This window comes from Hymenobacter perfusus (assembly GCF_003944765.1).
In the GTDB taxonomy this organism is placed as follows: Bacteria; Bacteroidota; Bacteroidia; order Cytophagales; family Hymenobacteraceae; genus Hymenobacter; species Hymenobacter perfusus.
In genome coordinates this window covers 532,127-548,809 of the sequence record NZ_RWIU01000001.1, presented here as the reverse complement: position 1 = coordinate 548,809, position 16,683 = coordinate 532,127, and the positions used below count along the sequence as shown (strand labels likewise).

17 protein-coding genes are annotated in these 16,683 nt (G+C 57.0%); 15 read left to right on the top strand and 2 right to left on the bottom strand.

The features are described from left to right. The first annotated feature begins 5 nt into the window (after positions 1-5). The 12 genes from map to EI293_RS02295 all read left to right on the top strand — a co-directional run bounded on the left by map (position 6) and on the right by EI293_RS02295 (position 8,450). Positions 6-776 (top strand): type I methionyl aminopeptidase, encoded by a 771-nt coding sequence (gene map, locus EI293_RS02350; RefSeq protein WP_125435344.1) that lies wholly within the window; start codon positions 6-8, stop codon positions 774-776. Between the two features lie 4 nt (positions 777-780). Further along, positions 781-999 carry a translation initiation factor IF-1 gene (gene infA / locus EI293_RS02345; RefSeq protein ID WP_022822146.1) on the top strand — a complete coding sequence of 73 codons (219 nt, stop codon included), beginning with the start codon at positions 781-783 and terminating at the stop codon, positions 997-999. Between the two features lie 9 nt (positions 1,000-1,008). Then, on the top strand, positions 1,009-1,125 hold the full coding sequence (rpmJ, locus tag EI293_RS02340) for a 50S ribosomal protein L36 (RefSeq protein WP_044003233.1): 117 nt from the start codon (positions 1,009-1,011) through the stop codon (positions 1,123-1,125). 113 nt (positions 1,126-1,238) lie between these two features. Next, the gene (gene rpsM / locus EI293_RS02335; protein WP_044003232.1) at positions 1,239-1,616 is read left to right on the top strand and encodes a 30S ribosomal protein S13; all 378 of its coding nucleotides are present in this window, start codon (positions 1,239-1,241) and stop codon (positions 1,614-1,616) included. Between the two features lie 78 nt (positions 1,617-1,694). Continuing rightward, positions 1,695-2,087 carry a 30S ribosomal protein S11 gene (gene rpsK / locus EI293_RS02330; RefSeq protein WP_044003231.1) on the top strand — a complete coding sequence of 131 codons (393 nt, stop codon included), beginning with the start codon at positions 1,695-1,697 and terminating at the stop codon, positions 2,085-2,087. Positions 2,088-2,203: 116 nt separating this feature from the next. Next, positions 2,204-2,809: a 30S ribosomal protein S4 gene (gene rpsD / locus EI293_RS02325; protein WP_044003230.1), complete on the top strand. Its 606-nt coding sequence runs from the start codon at positions 2,204-2,206 to the stop codon at positions 2,807-2,809. A 140-nt stretch (positions 2,810-2,949) separates the two neighbouring features. Then, the gene (locus tag EI293_RS02320; RefSeq protein WP_044003229.1) at positions 2,950-3,939 is read left to right on the top strand and encodes a DNA-directed RNA polymerase subunit alpha; all 990 of its coding nucleotides are present in this window, start codon (positions 2,950-2,952) and stop codon (positions 3,937-3,939) included. Between the two features lie 223 nt (positions 3,940-4,162). Further along, on the top strand, positions 4,163-4,750 hold the full coding sequence (gene rplQ, locus EI293_RS02315; RefSeq protein ID WP_125435342.1) for a 50S ribosomal protein L17: 588 nt from the start codon (positions 4,163-4,165) through the stop codon (positions 4,748-4,750). Positions 4,751-5,014: 264 nt separating this feature from the next. Then, a complete protein-coding gene (eno, locus tag EI293_RS02310) occupies positions 5,015-6,286 on the top strand; it encodes a phosphopyruvate hydratase (protein ID WP_125435340.1) in 1,272 nt (423 codons plus the stop codon). Positions 6,287-6,489: 203 nt separating this feature from the next. Continuing rightward, positions 6,490-6,804: an FtsB family cell division protein gene (locus EI293_RS02305; RefSeq protein ID WP_125435338.1), complete on the top strand. Its 315-nt coding sequence runs from the start codon at positions 6,490-6,492 to the stop codon at positions 6,802-6,804. Positions 6,805-6,873: 69 nt separating this feature from the next. After that, the gene (locus EI293_RS02300) at positions 6,874-7,941 is read left to right on the top strand and encodes a CARDB domain-containing protein (protein ID WP_170170213.1); all 1,068 of its coding nucleotides are present in this window, start codon (positions 6,874-6,876) and stop codon (positions 7,939-7,941) included. Between the two features lie 68 nt (positions 7,942-8,009). Continuing rightward, the gene (locus EI293_RS02295; RefSeq protein WP_125435334.1) at positions 8,010-8,450 is read left to right on the top strand and encodes a hypothetical protein; all 441 of its coding nucleotides are present in this window, start codon (positions 8,010-8,012) and stop codon (positions 8,448-8,450) included. Between the two features lie 7 nt (positions 8,451-8,457). Here the strand turns inward: EI293_RS02295 and EI293_RS02290 are convergent, their stop codons facing one another. After that, entirely contained in the window at positions 8,458-9,669 is a 1,212-nt protein-coding gene (locus tag EI293_RS02290; RefSeq protein WP_125435332.1) for an anhydro-N-acetylmuramic acid kinase, read from the bottom strand. A gap of 180 nt (positions 9,670-9,849) precedes the next feature. Further along, the gene (hscA, locus tag EI293_RS02285) at positions 9,850-11,712 is read right to left on the bottom strand and encodes a Fe-S protein assembly chaperone HscA (RefSeq protein ID WP_125435330.1); all 1,863 of its coding nucleotides are present in this window, start codon (positions 11,710-11,712) and stop codon (positions 9,850-9,852) included. A 473-nt stretch (positions 11,713-12,185) separates the two neighbouring features. Between hscA and EI293_RS02280 the strand changes: the two genes are divergently transcribed. The 3 genes from EI293_RS02280 (at position 12,186) to EI293_RS02270 (ending at position 16,548) form a co-directional block, all read left to right on the top strand. Beyond that, positions 12,186-14,267, top strand: coding sequence for a DUF4331 family protein (locus EI293_RS02280; RefSeq protein WP_125435328.1), 2,082 nt, complete (start codon positions 12,186-12,188; stop codon positions 14,265-14,267). Positions 14,268-14,528: 261 nt separating this feature from the next. Further along, a complete protein-coding gene (locus EI293_RS02275; RefSeq protein WP_170170212.1) occupies positions 14,529-15,854 on the top strand; it encodes a tetratricopeptide repeat protein in 1,326 nt (441 codons plus the stop codon). Positions 15,855-15,885: 31 nt separating this feature from the next. Next, the gene (locus EI293_RS02270; protein ID WP_246010510.1) at positions 15,886-16,548 is read left to right on the top strand and encodes a HupE/UreJ family protein; all 663 of its coding nucleotides are present in this window, start codon (positions 15,886-15,888) and stop codon (positions 16,546-16,548) included. Positions 16,549-16,683: the final 135 nt, after the last annotated feature.

The following is a 16,683-nucleotide window of genomic DNA, read 5'->3' as shown; positions in this document are numbered from 1 at the left end:
ATAAGATGATTGTTTACAAAACTGAGGAAGAAATTGAATTCATGCGGGCTAGTGCGAAAGTACTGGCGCAGGCCCACGGCGAAGTAGCAAAGCTGATTCGGGAAGGAATTACAACGCGAGAGCTGGATCAGCGTGCGGAAGAATTCATCCGGGATAATGGCGGTCAGCCTTCGTTCAAAGGCTATAATGGATTTGAGTATAGCCTTTGCATCTCACCAAATTCGGTGGTGGTGCACGGTTTTCCGGGCGACTATACGCTGAAAAGTGGTGACGTCGTATCGATAGACTGCGGGGTTCTACTCAATGGATACCACGCGGACAGTGCTTATACCTACCCAGTAGGAGAGGTGACTCCCGAGGTGACCAAGTTGCTGGAGGAAACCAAGAAGTCGCTGTATCTCGGTATTGAGCAGGCAGTGGCAGGTAACCGGATGGGCGATGTCAGCTTTGCTATTCAGAACCACGTTGAGAAACAAGGATACGGAGTAGTACGGGAGCTAGTCGGTCACGGCATTGGCAAAAAGTTGCACGAACGGCCTGATGTACCGAACTACGGTAAGCGTGGATCAGGCTTGAAACTGCAGACGGGGTTAACCCTAGCCATTGAACCCATGGTGAATCTGGGCACGAAGAGCGTGATTCAGGAAAAGGATGGCTGGACTATCCGGACCAAGGATCTGAAGCCTTCGGCGCACTTTGAGCACACGGTAGTTGTTCGTAAAGACAAGGCGGAAATACTCACCTCCTTCGAATACATAGAAAAAGCCTTACAGTAGCCTTATGGCCAAACAAACTTCCATTGAGCAGGACGGTGTTATCCTGGAAGCCTTATCCAACGCCATGTTCCGCGTGGAACTGGAGAACGGTCACCAGTTGATTGCCCATATCTCGGGCAAGATGCGGATGCACTACATCAAGATTCTGCCGGGAGATAAGGTAAAACTCGAAATGTCGCCCTACGATTTGTCGAAGGGACGCATTGTGTACCGTTACAAATAACCCGACGACATGAAAGTCAAAACCTCCGTAAAGAAGCGTAGCGTTGATTGCAAAATCATCCGCCGCAAGGGCAAGCTCTACGTTATCAACAAAAAGAACCCACGCTATAAGCAGCGTCAAGGGTAGTCAACTGGAAGTTGGGGACTTCGGGTCCTGAGGGCTTGGTTTTTGAAGGAAAACTGTCCTAACCGAAACTAGGTCCCCAAGACCCTAACTCGCCAAAAACCCAAACTCAACACATGGCTCGTATTGCAGGGGTAGATATCCCAGACAACAAGCGCGGTGAAATCGCGCTGACCTACATTTTCGGCATCGGTCGTGCTTCGGCCCAGCAAATCCTTACCAAAGCAGGCGTTGACCTGAACAAGAAGGTGAAAGACTGGACGGAAGCCGAAGCTGGCGAAATCCGCGGCGTAATTGCTGCTGAATACAAGACCGAAGGTGTTCTGCGCTCGGAAGTGCAGCTGAACATCAAGCGCCTGATGGACATTGGTTGCTACCGCGGCCTGCGTCACCGTAAAGGTCTGCCGGTTCGTGGTCAGCGTACCAAGAACAACTCGCGTACCCGCAAGGGCAAGCGGAAGACCGTTGCTGGCAAGAAAAAGGCTACTAAATAATCTGTAGCGGGAATCGAAGCCCAGTCTCTGTAGAAGGGGCGGGCTTCAACACCTTCCGCAGTTTTTTGCGATAACCAAATGGCACAAAAAAGAAAAGACAAAGCCAAGAAGCGCGTTGTCGTTGTTGAACCAGTAGGTCAGGTACACATCAAAGCCTCCTTCAACAACATCATCATCTCCATCACCAACAACAACGGCCAGGTAATTTCGTGGGCGTCGGCTGGTAAGATGGGATTCCGTGGCTCGAAGAAGAACACGCCCTACGCCGCTCAAATGGCTATGACGGATTGCGGTAAAGTTGCTCATGACCTGGGCATGCGCAAAGCCGAAGTATTCGTGAAGGGTCCGGGCGCTGGCCGTGAGTCGGCCATCCGTACGCTGGGTAACGTGGGTATTGAGGTAACGACCATTAAGGACGTGACGCCGCTGCCCCACAATGGCTGCCGTCCTCCCAAACGTCGTCGCGTTTAGTTACGTGACTCGAACTATCGGTCCAGAATACTGGTTAAAGCTGCCTTTGGGTGGCCATATCGGATTCTGAACTTACGCCGAACAGTTCACCCCCCTCAACACTCAACAACTCCGAAATGGCACGTTATACTGGTCCCAAAACCAAGATTGCCCGTCGCTTCAATGAGCCGATCTTCGGCCCGAGCAAGGCACTCACCAAGAAAGCATACCCCCCCGGCCAGCATGGTCGTGGTCGTCGTAAGAAGCAGAGCGAGTACGCTGTCCAGCTGATGGAAAAGCAGAAAGTGAAGTACATGTACGGCGTACTGGAAAAGCAGTTCGAAAACCTGTTCCACAAAGCGGCTGCGCTGCCCGGCATCACCGGTGACAACCTGCTGGCTTTGCTGGAGTCGCGTTTGGACAACACGGTTTACCGTTTGGGTATTGCCCCTACGCGTCGCGCCGCTCGTCAGCTCGTTCTGCACAAGCACATCACCGTAAACGGTGAGATTGTGAACATTGCTTCGTACAAACTCCGCGCTGGTGACGTTGTTGCCGTGCGTGAAAAGTCGAAGTCGCTGGAAGCCATCACTACGAGCCTGAGCGCCCGCAACGCGCGTGCTTTCTCGTGGCTGGAGTGGGACGGCAAAGACATGGTGGGCAAGTTCATTAGTGCCCCCTCGCGTGAGTTGATTCCGGAGAAAATCACGGAGCAGCTGATCGTCGAGCTGTACTCGAAGTAACTAGTGGAACGGCCCGGCAGTCCGGGCCGTTTCTCTGCTTCGACTTTTTTACATGGATTCAGGTATTGGGTATTGGGTATCGGGACATTTTGTCTAACTACCTGATACCTTTTACTCAATACTAACAAACCGCCCCACTTATGTCAATCTTAGCTTTTCAAATGCCGGAGAAGGTTGTGATGGAGAAATCCGACGACTTCTACGGAACGTTTGAATTCAAACCGCTGGAGAAAGGCTACGGCGTCACGATCGGCAACGCTCTGCGCCGCATCCTGCTGTCGTCGCTGGAGGGCTATGCCATCACGTCGGTTCGCACGAATAGCGTACTGCACGAGTTCATGACCATTGAAGGGGTGATTGAGGACATGTCCGAAATCATCCTGAACCTGAAACAGGTTCGCTTCAAGAAAGTGAGCGACGCCATCGAAGACAAAATCACGGTGCGCGTAAAAGGTCAGGACACGTTCTCGGCCGGTGACATCAACAAGTTCACCAACGGTTTCCAGGTATTGAACCCTGACTTGGTTATCTGCAACGTAGACCCCAACACCGAGTTGGAGTTCGAGTTTACGATTCAGAAAGGACGTGGCTACGTTCCCGCTGAGGAGAATAAGCCCGCTGACCAAGTTTTCGGTCAAATTGCCATTGATGCTATCTTCACGCCTATCAAGAACGTGAAGTACAGCATCGAAAACACTCGGGTAGAGCAAAAAACCGACTATGAGAAGCTCGTTATTGAGATTCACACGGACGGCTCGATTCACCCGGAGGACGCGCTGAAAGGTGCGGCCAACATCCTGATCCAACACTTCATGCTGTTCTCCGACAGCACCATGACTTTCGAAACGGTGAAAGCCGAAGAGGAAGAAACGGTGGACGAGGAGACGCTGCACATGCGCAAAGTTCTGAAGACGCCGCTGGCGGATATGGACCTGAGCGTGCGCGCCTACAACTGCCTCAAGGCTGCCGACATCAAAACCCTCGGCGACCTGGTGCAGCTTGATATGGCCGACATGATGAAGTTCCGCAACTTCGGTAAGAAGTCGTTGACGGAATTGGAAAACCTCGTAGAGGAAAAAGGTCTGACCTTCGGGATGGACTTGGGCAAATACAAGCTCGACGAAGAATAGGCTTCCCGTAAGCTGAAAGTGTGCTGACTGTGAGGCGTGTGTGTCAAACACATTTTCACAGCAGCACACTTTTTTTGTCCGGGTATTTCCTACCTTTGCACCCCATTCACACTTTTAACTTAGTGAGCCCCGAGGGGCAGCGGTTCTAATGTGAGAGTAACCCGTGCACACGGGCTATTTTCCGCCGTGGTCGTTGCCCGCAAGCTCACGCTTTTTCTTTTTTATGCGTCACGGTAAAACCATCAACCACCTCGGCCGGACGGCCTCGCACCGCAATGCCATGCTCTCGAACATGGCTTCGTCGCTGATTCAGCACAAGCGCATCACCACCACAGTTGCGAAAGCCAAGGCCCTGCGTAAGTTCGTAGAGCCTCTGCTCACCAAATCCAAGAGCGACACTACGCACTCGCGTCGTCTGGTTTTCTCGGTTCTTAACAACAAAGAAACCCTGAAGGAGCTGTTCGGTACGGTATCGGCTAAAATTGCTACCCGTCCCGGCGGTTACACCCGTATCATCAAGCTGAGCGCTACCCGTCTGGGTGACAACGCGGAGATGTGCATCATTGAGTTGGTTGACTTCAACGAAACCATGCTGGAAGCTACTACCGCTGCTGAAGCTAAGACGACTACTCGTCGTTCGCGCGGCAAGAAAAAGGCTACGGCTGAAGGCGAATCGTCGGCTGAAGTAGTAGCCGAGGAGAAGCCAGCTAAAAAAGCCAAGGCTGCTACCACGGAAGTTTCGGCTCCCGAGGATACTGCTACCGAAACGCTGAAAGACGGCGAAACCCGCGAGGAGAAAGCTGCTGAGTAGTTAGTTTAGTAAGCGCCACGCTTATGAATTGAAAAGGGATGTACCGCGAGGTACATCCCTTTTTTCATGTTTGACGGACCGGTATAGCCTGATGACTTGTTGCGCTACTGGCTTTTTGCGGTGCTGCTTTTGCAATAGAGGCCAGGATGCTGGGCAAAAACGACCAATTGAGTACCTTGCCCTCGCAACGCGGTACCTCAGCCCGGTGGGCGCAGGTGCAGCGGCGCACGGCGTTGTATTCCTTACTCAACCAACTTTTCTCTCATGAGCATCATCACCGAAATTCACGCTCGTCAAATTTTCGATTCGCGCGGTAACCCGACCATTGAGGTGGACGTGACCACCGAAAGCGGCACCGTGGGCCGCGCGGCCGTGCCTTCGGGTGCTAGCACCGGTAAGCACGAAGCCGTGGAACTGCGCGACGACGACCAGTCGAAGTACATGGGCAAAGGCGTGCTGAAGGCGGTGGAAAACGTAAACACCAAAATTGCCGAAGAGCTGGTGGGTTTCTCGGTGTTCGAACAGGGGCTACTCGACAAGATCATGCTGGAGCTGGACGGCACGCCCAATAAAGCCAACCTGGGTGCCAATGCCATTTTGGGTGCTTCGCTGGCTATTGCCCGTGCTGCAGCTGCCGAGGCCGGCATGCCGCTGTACCGCTACGTGGGCGGCGTAAACGCTACCACGCTGCCCGTGCCCATGATGAACATCCTCAACGGGGGCTCGCACGCCGATAACAGCATCGACTTCCAGGAATTTATGATTATGCCCGTGGGTGCTTCTTCGTTCTCGGAAGCGCTGCGCTGGGGTACGGAAATCTTCCACCACCTCAAAAACGTGCTTAAGAAGCAAGGCTTCAGCACGAACGTGGGCGACGAGGGTGGTTTTGCTCCGAATATCAAATCCAACGAAGACGCCATCAAGATTGTACTGCAGGCCATTGAAACGGCTGGCTACAAACCCGGCGACGACGTGATGATTGCCATGGATGCGGCTGCTTCTGAGTTCTACTCCGATGGTCATTACCACTTCAAGAAGAGCACCGGCGACAAGCTGACTTCGTCGGAAATGGTATCGTACTGGACCGACTGGACCAAGAAATATCCCATCATCAGCATTGAGGATGGCATGGACGAAGACGATTGGAGCGGCTGGAAGGCTCTCACCGACAGCATTGGATCAACTACCCAGTTGGTGGGCGATGACCTGTTCGTGACCAACGTGAACCGCTTGCAGCGCGGCATTGACGAGAAGATTGCCAATTCTATTCTCATCAAGGTAAACCAGATCGGTACGCTGTCGGAAACGATTGATGCTATCAACCTGGGCCGCCGCAATGGCTACAAGAGCATCATGAGCCACCGCTCGGGTGAGACGGAGGACAACACCATTGCCGACTTGGCCGTGGCCCTGAACACCGGCCAGATCAAAACGGGCTCGGCTTCGCGCTCCGACCGGATGGCCAAGTACAACCAACTGCTTCGCATTGAAGAGGAACTGGGCGAAGTGGCGTACTTCCCCGGCCGTAAAATGTAATTAGCGGCTTCTGCCGGATTTTCCGGAATACCCGGATTTCTGTTGAGCGGCACCGTTGCCTGTGGGCGGCGGTGCCGTTTTTTGTAGTGGAAGGTGCCCGAAACCAGATGAAGCCGGACTGGGGAAAATGCCGGATATTTGCTTAGGCCGGCCCTGAGAATCAGGGAGGGACCCTACAAGATGTACGCTTTACCTGTACTGTGATGAGTGCTTTGGAAATATTTGAACGGGTTCCGCGCTTTCTGCGCAGCTTCTACTTCCTGGCCGGAGTGGCGTTTATGGCTTGGATGTTCCTGTTTGATGCTAACGATTTTGTGAAGCAGTACGATATGTATGCCAAGTGGCAGGAGCTGCAAACCGACAAGCAATACTATCTGCGCGAAATTGACAAGGTAAAAAGTGACCGGGCCGAGCTGCTCAGCAGTCCGGAGCTGCTGGAGAAATTTGCCCGCGAGAAATACATTATGAAGCGGCCCGGCGAAGATGTGTTTCTGCTGGTGCCGGCAGAAAAGAAGTAGTCCTCTCCGAGCCATTTACTGACGCAGCGTATGATGAAAACACTACTTCTATTGGCTTTTTGGGCAGTCTTGAGCGGCCTTTCAGTATCCGCACAAGGCCAGAACCAACCCGATCTGGTAGTGGTGGGCCCGTTTGCTACTCCCGCTTCGGCGCTGGCCGGAGGGTCTGTCTACATGTCGGCCAATATAAAAAATCAGGGGACAAACGGCTCCCAGTTCAACTGCATCGGCTACTATTTGTCGGCTGATGCTACGTGGGATGCTACCGACACCTTTCTGGGGACAACGTGCCAGTCGCTGCTGTTTCCGGGGCAGTCGGGAACCTGCGCGGTTACGGCCCGCTTTCCGCTGGTGCCAGCCGGTTCTTACCAGTTGGTGTTGGTGGCCGATCCGTTGAATGCCGAGCGGGAGTCGGATGAGACGAACAATGTGGTAACCATTCCGCTCTCGATTACTACTGGCACCGTGGCATTGCCGGACCTGGAGTTGTGGCGGCCTTCGCTGTCGTTTGGGACGCTGCCGGCCGGTGGTAGCACAGGGGTTTTTTCCTTTATCTACAACCGGGGCCCTGTGGGCGCTGCCGCCCATGAAATCGGCTTTTATCTGTCGGTTGATACCGTGTTTTCAGCGGCCAGCGACGTGCTGCTGGGCACCATAACCAACGGCAGTATAGCCGGGGCAATCGGGGGAAGTACGGGTGTCGGAACTGTTTTCTCGGCCCCCGTGCTTACTGTGCCGGCCTCTACCGCTCCCGGCAACTATTATCTGGTAGTCATGATTGACCCCCGGAACATGCTTGTTGAGTCGAATGAGAACAACAACTCCCGGGCATTGGCTCTGCGGGTGACGGGGAGTATAACCGCCACTGGCCTGGCCGCTTCCGATGCCAGCCTTGAGGTACAGCCGAATCCTGTGGAGCGGGGAGCCCCTATACTGGTGAAACTGAGCAGCCCCAACGCTACCCAACCGCTGACCTCCATACTGACGGACGCTTTGGGAAGGCCGGTAGCCGGTACCTCGGTACTGGTGGGCACTACGTGGGCCCGGATTGAAACGACGCAGCTGCCCGCCGGATTATACCTGCTGCACGTAGCAGGAACAGGACAGCAGATGGTCCGGCGGATAGTAGTGCAGTAACCGAGCCTTTTGCGCCTGACTACGCCGCAACTCACCTTTCTTAACCGGCCCACCTCAGCCTTCGGAATATGAAACGCAGTTATTCGATTCGGGGCTTTTACATCAGTATACTGGCGGGGCTGCTGACGTGCGCAGTGCCCGCACAGGCGCAGCAGACCCGTTCTTCGCAGGTGCAGGTAGCGCGGCAGTTTCTGCTGGCACTGCTGGCGGGCAACTGGGATACGGCCTATGAGCACCTCAGTCCCGATGCCCAACGGCAACTGCCACTGGCGGCATTCCGAATGGCTACGTTGCCCATCATCGAGCAGGCCCGCACGTACGGGCCGGTTATTGATTTGTACAAACTGGGGTACCGGCTGCGGGAAGAAGAGCACGTTCAACCCTTCGTGGCTTTCAGCTACCGGGCCGATAGTCTGCGTCCTGGCCCTCACTTCCAGCTTGACGTGACGTTTCAGGATTCCACGGCCCGCCAGATTCAGGGGTTTGGATTAATCAGGCTGCGGCCGTAGCCGCTGGTTATCCGGGTAAGGAAATTTTGCCCATACTCACGGCCGGTACCCGTTGCCGCCCGGCCCCGATACTGACCGGCTGTCCGGCTACGGCCTCATTGGCCAGCACCGCAAACAGAATAGCCTCCTTGGCATCCGGCGCTATGCCCAACGCGGCGGTAGTAGCAAATGAACAGGCCGGTAGCTGCCGTTGCAGGGCCGCCATGAGAGCAGGATTATGAGCCCCGCCGCCGCTGACATATACCGCCAAAGCGGGTTGTGGGCCGAAAGCCAGCCGGGCCGCCCGCGCTACACCAAGGGCGCTGAATTCTACCAAGGTGGCCAGCAAATCCTCCAGGCGCAGGTTCATGGTACCCGTACGGTGCCGGGCCGCCTGCACGTAAGCCGGACTGAACAACTCAGGGCCAGTTGTTTTGGGCAGCGGTGCGTCAAAGAAGGAAGCGCGCAGCAAATCATCGAGCAAATCGTGGTGAACTTGTCCGGCGGCGGCTAAGCGCCCATCAGTATCATAGCTCAGGGTCGGATGGTGCGCCCGGATGGCCGCATCGAGCAGGGTGTTGCCGGGGCCAGTATCGGTGCTGAAAGCGTGGGTCGTATCAGCCCCAGTTTGTGGCAGGTACGTGAAGTTGGCAATACCGCCCAGGTTAAGCAGCAGCCGTTCCTCAGTAGCACTGCTCAACAGTAAGTAGTCGCCGTACGCAGCCAGGGGCGCCCCTTCGCCGCCGGCCGCTATGTGCTTCTGCCGAAAGTCGCTGAACGTAATAATACCGGTTGCCACGGCCAGATGGTCGGCGTCGCCGAGTTGCAGCGTGGCGTTCAAACCGGGGAAATCGGGCAGCTGGTGCTGGTGGGCAGGAGCATGATACACCGTTTGGCCATGGCTGGCTATCAGGTCGATTTCGGTGGGAGCTACCTGCCATTGCCGCAGGCAGGCGAGCACCATATCGGCGTGCAGCCGGCCCAGCCACGCATGCAGCAGCGTTACATACTCCAGACTAACCTGTTCCCGCGCAAATACCTGCCGCACGCGGTGGCGCACTTCCTCAGTATACGGCACCGTGGCAAACTGCTCCAGTTCCAGCCGCGTAGCAATGCCCTGCCCGTGCAGCCGACATAAGGCCACATCCAGTCCATCCAGAGAAGTACCCGACATCAGCCCGATGATGCGGCGGCTGGGTTGCTGGGCTATGTCGCAGAGGCGAGCAAGGTGTGGGTTCATAGGAACTTCTTATACTGTTTACTGCCGCTTATGGAACCTCATCTGGCCTGCAAACAGCATTTGTGCTCTTTAGTACTTCTCAGGCGGGAGCTGTAAAGCTGCAAACAGAAAATGAAAAGCCCCACCATCAGTACTGACAGTGGGGCTTGACCAATGGTTTGGGTGAGTCAAGTGGTACTATCAGCCAATCTTCTTGCCGGCCATGGCTTGGCTGATGCTGATGTTCATCACGCGCTCCGCAAAGGGGCGGGTGAGTTCTTCCAACTCGTCCACAGCTTTCAGGATAATGTCCTTCTCCTTGGTTTCGAGGGCGGCGCGCAGCGTGGTTACACCGGCCTGGGTCTGGGTGGTTTCTTCGGGGGTGAGATGCTGGCCGTTTTTGGCCACGAACCGCTCCACCTGATACAGCATCTGCTCAGCTACGGTGCGGGCCTCAATGACCATGCGGGCCGCCACATCCTCGCGGGCATGGGTGAGCGAGTCCATCAGCATCTGCTCCACCTGGTCGTCGGTGAGGCCGTACTGGGGCTTAATTTCCACGGCCTGCCGGGTGTTGGAACGCAGCTCAATGGCTTCCACCTGTAAAATGCCATCGGCGTTGAGCAGGAAGTTCACGTCCACTTTGGGCAGACCGGCGGGCATGGCCGGAATGCCGCGCAGGTCGAACTCGGCCAGCTTGCGGTTTTCCTGCACCAAATCCCGCTCGCCCTGGTACACCGAAATCTTCAGGTTCACCTGCCCATCCACGGAGGTAGTGTACTGGCGGCCGGCCTTGGTCGGAATTTTGGAGTTGCGCGGGATAATAGGGTCCATGAGCCCGCCCAGGGTTTCGATACCCAGCGTGAGGGGCGTTACGTCCAGCAGCAGCACGTCGCGCCGGTTGCCGGCCAGAATATCGGCCTGAATGGCGGCACCCAGGGCTACCACTTCGTCGGGATTGAGTGAGTTGTTGGCCGGCTGCCCGAAAAACTGCGACACGGCGTCGTACACCAGTGGCACGCGCGTCGAGCCGCCCACCAGCAGCACGGCATCGAGCTTATCGGGTGTCATGCCGGCATCAGTAAGGGCCTGCCGGCAGGAGGTGATGGTGCGGTCCACTAAGGGCTGCACCAGCGCGTTGAACTCGGTTTTGCTGAGCCGCACCACCACGTCGTCGCCGAGGTTGCCGGCGAAGTCGTCGTGCTGGCTCAGGTACCGCTTGGCCGACTCGGCCAGCAGCCGCAGTTCCTGCTGCAGCGGGCCGTTGTCCCGCAGACGGTCGGCGAGGTCGTAGGTGGCAGTCCAGTGGTCGGAAATGGCCCGGTCCAGGTCGTCGCCGCCCAGGTAGGTGTCGCCATTGGTGCTCAGTACCTCAAAAATACCTTGATGCAGGTGCAGCACGCTCACATCGAAGGTGCCGCCGCCCAAATCGTACACGGCCACGGTTTTTTCCTCGTCGGGGTGCAGGCCGATGCCGTAGGCCAGGGCCGCCGCCGTGGGCTCGTTCACGATGCGCAGCACCTCCAGGCCCGCCAGCCGGCCGGCGTCGCGGGTGGCCTGGCGCTGGGAGTCGTTGAAGTAGGCCGGAACGGTAATAACGGCCTTATTGACGGGCGTTTTGAGGGCGTGCTCGGCTCGGGCGCGCAACTCCTTCAGAATCTCGGCCGACAACTCAATGGGCGAGTAGAACCGGTCGCCCACCCGAATTTTGACCAGCCCTTCCGAGTTGTCGTCAATCACCTTGTAGCCTAGCTCCCGGGCGTGTTGGCCCAGGTCTTTGTAGCTTTTGCCCAGCAGCCGCTTCACCGAATAAATGGTGTTCTGCGGGTCAGTGAGTAGAAAATCCTTGGCCTCGGTTCCTACGATGGGAGTGTCGCCACCGGCCGGAAAATGCACTACCGAAGGTACGATGGTGCCCCGGCCCTGGTCGTTGATGGCCAGCGGCTGGCGGCCGTCGGGGTGGATGTAGGCCACCAGGGAGTTGGTCGTGCCCAAGTCAATGCCGACAATGATTTCTTCCTGTTGAATGCTCCCGGTAGAGAGGTTAATTGCGACTTTGGCCATATAGGAGGAAAGCGCGCCACGGCACGCTAAAGAAAAAAGCGAAAAAAGGGAGGAAGCGCTATAACCGGCCTGCACCCTGAATGGCACAAAAATACGCAACAAAAGCCCGGTAACCGGAGGCTTGCTTCGGTGGACCGACTCGCTCCCCGCATCTGCCCATAAACCCCTGAAAACGTGGTTTAATGCAAGCCAGCCGGAATAGTTCCGGGGCGGGTGAAAATAGGTGTATAAGATTCCGGCTATTTAAATCCATCGGCTCCGGCTGCGCCGTACTCTTCTCACTTATCCGCGCTATCCATCCGCTGCTTTTGCCTCTTGGCGAAAGCAGCAGCCTCAGCGGTCCGGTATTTACCTGCCCGGCCGTTTTGCACACCGTTTTCTTCCGGCTTTTCCCGGCTGCCGTTTTGGTGGCCGTTTGTGCAGCTGTCTGATTCCAGGCAGTATTTCTCACCCATTCCCAACCTATCCTTATTATGAAGAAAACGCTTACGCGTCCGATTCTCCACCTGTCTCTGGCCGCTACTGCGGTGGCCGGCCTGCTGGCCTGGAGTGGACAACACAGCCCCTTGGAAGCTTCCAGCCACCGCGAAGCCCCCCTCATTGCCGACGACCCGTTGGCCGACAACACCGACCTGTATGCGTTCCGCGACCCCAACAACGCGGAGATGATTAACATCATTGCCAACTACATTCCGTTGGAGCTGCCCCAGGGCGGCCCGAACTACAATACGTTCGGTGAAAATATACGCTACGAGATTCACGTTAAGAATAGTGGCGCCAACGCTAACCAGGACGATATTACCTACCGCTTTACGTTTCGGCGGGTAAATGAAGATGCTACCACGTTTTTCAACATCCGGCTGGGCAAGCAGAACCTGAAGGCTACCTATACGCTGGAAGTAAGCCGTAATGGCGGAGCCTTCGCGGCTATTGTGAACGGAGGGGTAGTGCCGCCGCCCAACATCGGGCCGCGCTCCATTCAGGGAGCCGCCGGTCTGGGTGCGCCGAGCTACGAAAGCCTGATGACGGGGGCCATCCAGACGGTAGGCAACGTCAAGGTGTTCTGCGGCCCGGTAGATGACCCGTTCTTTACTGATCTGGGCGGTATTTTCGACCTGGGCGGCATCCGGACGGCTGCGGCCCGCGACGGTCTGGCCAAGAAAAACACCCACACTATTGCGCTGCAAATCCCCATTTCGGAACTGCAGAAAGACGGTAAAACCGGCGCGCAGGCCGCCAATATTCTGGATTCGGACTACGTAATCGGAGTGTGGGCTTCCGCCAGCCGCCCCGCTATGCGTACCCTAAACACCGATGGTACCCAGACCCACAGCGGTAACTGGGTGCAGGTGTCGCGCATCGGCATGCCGCTCACCAACGAGGTTATCCAGCCCATTGGGGCCAAAGATGCCTGGAACGCGGCCACGCCATACACCGAAGCTGCTACCACCGAGGACTACATGTCGAACCCCGAGCTGGGCCTGTATATGGCCGAGGGAGCGGGCTACTTCGGCACGGCGGTACCCGGCCTGGGGCAGCTGCGGATTCAGCGCAACTCGCTGGGCGCATTTGATTTCGCCAACGGGAAAGACGGCGTTTCAGCGCTGTTGAACGCGCCGGCTGCTGATGTAGCCGGTACGGCCTTCGCCAAAATTGCTGCTGGTGGCTACGCCGAATACCTGCTGCGTCCTGCCAAGCCTCGCTCGGTGGATATTCTGCCGATTTTCCATACCGGGGTTCCCAACGTACGGCCGTACCAGCTGGCTACCGGCAAACCCGCCGGCAACCCGCTGGCCGCTGGCAAGCCCTTCATCAACAATTTCCTGCCCCTCATTGACAACCCGGCCGCCGCAGCCGGTGTGGGTGGCGACATGCTGCGCCTGAACATGGCCGTGCCTACCACGCCCCGTAATTCGGCTGATTTCAGCTCCGAGGGCCTGCTGTACGCCGCCGTGCTCGGCCTCACCGATGCCCGCTTCAATACCACCACCACACTGCAGGCTATTCCAAACATGGATGGCTTCCCCAATGGCCGTCGTCTGGAAGATGACGTGACCCGCATTGAGCTGCAAGCCGTGGGTGGCGTAGTACTGGCCGCCATTGGTCTGCCCTACGAAACCACTAACGGCCTGACTAACGTGCTGGCCTTCCGCACGGGCATCGAAGCCAACGATACCACGTTCCGCTCTACGTTCCCGTACGCCCAGACGCCCTGGAGCGGCACGAAGGCGCAGAGCACCATTACCTCGCAGCGCGGAGCCTACGGTCTGGGCCTGAAGCCTTCTATTGTAGCGGTAGCGCAGAACTACCCGAACCCCTTCGCTGAGAGCACCAACCTGCACTATGAAGTGGCCGAAAAGAGCATGCTGACGATGTACGTGAGCGACCTGACCGGCCGGCGGGTAGCTACCCTGATGAACAGCAAAAACCACAAGCCCGGCGCTTACGACCTGTCGTGGAAAGCGGGGCCTGAGCTGGCAGACGGCACGTACGTGCTGACTATTGCTTCCGGCCGCACGGTGTTGCAGTCCATTAAGCTGGTACACACCCGCTAAAGCCCGTAGAATACCGACCGGCCCGTTCGCCCATGGCGGGGCGGCCGGTTGCTACGGGTAGGTAGCCGAGCCCTGGGTGAGTTCGGCTATCTTTTCACCACCCCGAAGGGAACCAGTCGTCAGGCTGGTTCCCTTCCTTGGTGATTGGTTTGAGACTTTATGCGGCCGGCTGGTATTTTCCTGCCTGAGTTGCGTAGCAACTGTTCCTCTGAGAACCGCACCAACCACTGCGTATCACCATCGTCAACCAGTCTGGAACCTATGCGAAAATACCTTTACCCTATCTTGATTACAGTGTTTCTGGTGGCTGGGGCGCTTATTTTCCTGACCCAGAAGCCTGACCCCGTACCCACGCTCAAGGAACGCCGCGGCGACCTGGCCGCAGGGGGCGAGTGGCTCAATACCAAAGCGGCAATCAGCGGGCTCCTGGCCCGGCTGCGCTCCAAACCCGACGATAATCAGGCCCGCGTGTTGCTGGCCGAAGCCTATATGCAGGAAGCCCGCGTGACGGGCGACCATCCGTACTACGATACGGCTGCCATGAAACTGCTGGACGAAGCCCTGCGCCAGGAGCCCGAGAACTTCGAGGCTCTCTGCTGTAAAGCGTCGTTGAGCCTGACCCAGCACCATTTCTCGGAAGGACTGGCCGTGGCCGAAAAAGCCGTGGCCATCAATCCCAACAACGCCTTCGTGTACGGACTGCTCTGCGACGCCAACGTAGAGCTGGGCCGCTACCCCGAAGCTGTGCGCATGGCCGACAAAATGAACCAAGTGCGCCCCGATTTGCGCTCCTACTCCCGCGTATCGTACCTGCGCGAAATTCACGGGGATTTGCCAGGAGCCATTGAAGCCATGCAGATGGCCGTGCAGGCCGGCTACTCCGGCCTGGAGCAGACGGAATGGGCCCGCGTAACGCTGGGCCACCTCTTTGAAACCACCGGCGACCTGCCTCAGGCCGAACAGCAGTTTCAGTTGGCGCTGGCGGCGCGTCCGCACTACGCGTACGCGCTGGCGGGGCTGGGCCGGGTAGCGCAGGCCCGGCAACAGTACCCGGCTGCTATTGTACATCTGGAGGAGGCGCGCAACATCGTGAAGGATTACGCTTTTGCTGATGAGCTGGCCGACTTATATCAGCAGAATAACCAGCCTGCCGAGGCCCGCAAAATGGCGCAGGAAGCTATTGCCATGCTGGCCGATGCCGCCAACGAAGCCGATGAAAACGAAGAAATGGGCCACTACGCCGATCGGGAGCTGGCCTATGCCTACGTGAAAACCGGCGAGTTGGACAAGGCCCTGAAACACGCCAAAATCGAGTACGACCGGCGGCCTGATAACATTGACGTGTGCGAAACCATGGCCTGGGTGTACTACAAGCGCGGCGAGTATAAGGAAGCGGAGCAGTATATGAAAACCGCCCGCCGCACCAACTCCCGCAACCCCACGCTGTTGTGCCGGGCTGGCCTGATTGCCACTAAAAACGGCCGCACCGCCGAAGGACAGGCCCTGATCAAACAAGCCCTGACCACCAATCCTTACCTCACGTTCGACCTCGCCGACGAAGGCCGCAAGCTGCTGGCCTTGCGGTAATCTTTAAGTAGCTCAACTTCCCGCTTTTCTGATGCCTTCCGTGCGCTTCATCCGGTACGTACTGCCCGTTGCCTTGCTGCTACTGCCGGGGCTGGCCGTTGCGCATGTGCTGGATACGGATCTGAGTAAACTCTCCCGCACCGACGTATTCTTCACCTACCTCAAGCTCGGCTACACCCACATTCTGCCGTTGGGCATCGACCACGTATTGTTTGTGTTGAGTCTGTACCTGCTTGAGCCGCGCCTGAAGCCAGTGCTGTGGCAGGCTACAGCTTTCACGGTGGCTCATTCCATCACACTGGGGCTGGCTATGTACGGGGTGGTGTCGCCGCCGGCTAGTTTGGTGGAGCCGCTTATTGCGCTGTCCATTCTGTTCGTGGCCATCGAAAACATCGTGGTGGCGCGGCTGAACCCGTGGCGCATTGTGGTGGTGTTCGGGTTTGGGCTGCTGCACGGCTTAGGATTTGCGGGGGCGCTAACCGGCCTGGGGCTGCCGCAGAGTATGTTTCTGGAGTCGTTGGTGGCTTTCAACGTGGGCGTGGAACTGGGGCAGGTATCCGTGATTCTACTGGCCTGGCTGCTGATTGGCCGCTGGGCCGCCAACAAACCCTGGTACAAGCGCCGGGTGCTGATACCTGCTTCCGTCGCCATCGGCCTCATGGCCGCCTACTGGACAATTGAGCGGCTGAGTTGATAGAGAGGATTTGCTAGTCGTCAGGTTGGAATGACTCTTAGATTACGTTCTGACCACTAGTAATTAACAACCGGCAGCTATTAATCAACAACCGGCAGCTATTAATCAACAACTGACAACCACCAACTAAAAACC

Bases quoted from the DNA above. Each gene is read 5' to 3' on its own strand.
- map (WP_125435344.1), top strand. From the start codon at position 6: ATGATTGTTTACAAAACTGAGGAAGAAATTGAATTCATGCGGGCTAGT.
- infA (WP_022822146.1), top strand. From the start codon at position 781: ATGGCCAAACAAACTTCCATTGAGCAGGACGGTGTTATCCTGGAAGCC.
- rpmJ (WP_044003233.1), top strand. From the start codon at position 1,009: ATGAAAGTCAAAACCTCCGTAAAGAAGCGTAGCGTTGATTGCAAAATC.
- rpsM (WP_044003232.1), top strand. From the start codon at position 1,239: ATGGCTCGTATTGCAGGGGTAGATATCCCAGACAACAAGCGCGGTGAA.
- rpsK (WP_044003231.1), top strand. From the start codon at position 1,695: ATGGCACAAAAAAGAAAAGACAAAGCCAAGAAGCGCGTTGTCGTTGTT.
- rpsD (WP_044003230.1), top strand. From the start codon at position 2,204: ATGGCACGTTATACTGGTCCCAAAACCAAGATTGCCCGTCGCTTCAAT.
- EI293_RS02320 (WP_044003229.1), top strand. From the start codon at position 2,950: ATGTCAATCTTAGCTTTTCAAATGCCGGAGAAGGTTGTGATGGAGAAA.
- rplQ (WP_125435342.1), top strand. From the start codon at position 4,163: ATGCGTCACGGTAAAACCATCAACCACCTCGGCCGGACGGCCTCGCAC.
- eno (WP_125435340.1), top strand. From the start codon at position 5,015: ATGAGCATCATCACCGAAATTCACGCTCGTCAAATTTTCGATTCGCGC.
- EI293_RS02305 (WP_125435338.1), top strand. From the start codon at position 6,490: ATGAGTGCTTTGGAAATATTTGAACGGGTTCCGCGCTTTCTGCGCAGC.
- EI293_RS02295 (WP_125435334.1), top strand. From the start codon at position 8,010: ATGAAACGCAGTTATTCGATTCGGGGCTTTTACATCAGTATACTGGCG.
- EI293_RS02290 (WP_125435332.1), bottom strand. From the start codon at position 9,669: ATGAACCCACACCTTGCTCGCCTCTGCGACATAGCCCAGCAACCCAGC.
- hscA (WP_125435330.1), bottom strand. From the start codon at position 11,712: ATGGCCAAAGTCGCAATTAACCTCTCTACCGGGAGCATTCAACAGGAA.
- EI293_RS02280 (WP_125435328.1), top strand. From the start codon at position 12,186: ATGAAGAAAACGCTTACGCGTCCGATTCTCCACCTGTCTCTGGCCGCT.
- EI293_RS02275 (WP_170170212.1), top strand. From the start codon at position 14,529: ATGCGAAAATACCTTTACCCTATCTTGATTACAGTGTTTCTGGTGGCT.
- EI293_RS02270 (WP_246010510.1), top strand. From the start codon at position 15,886: ATGCCTTCCGTGCGCTTCATCCGGTACGTACTGCCCGTTGCCTTGCTG.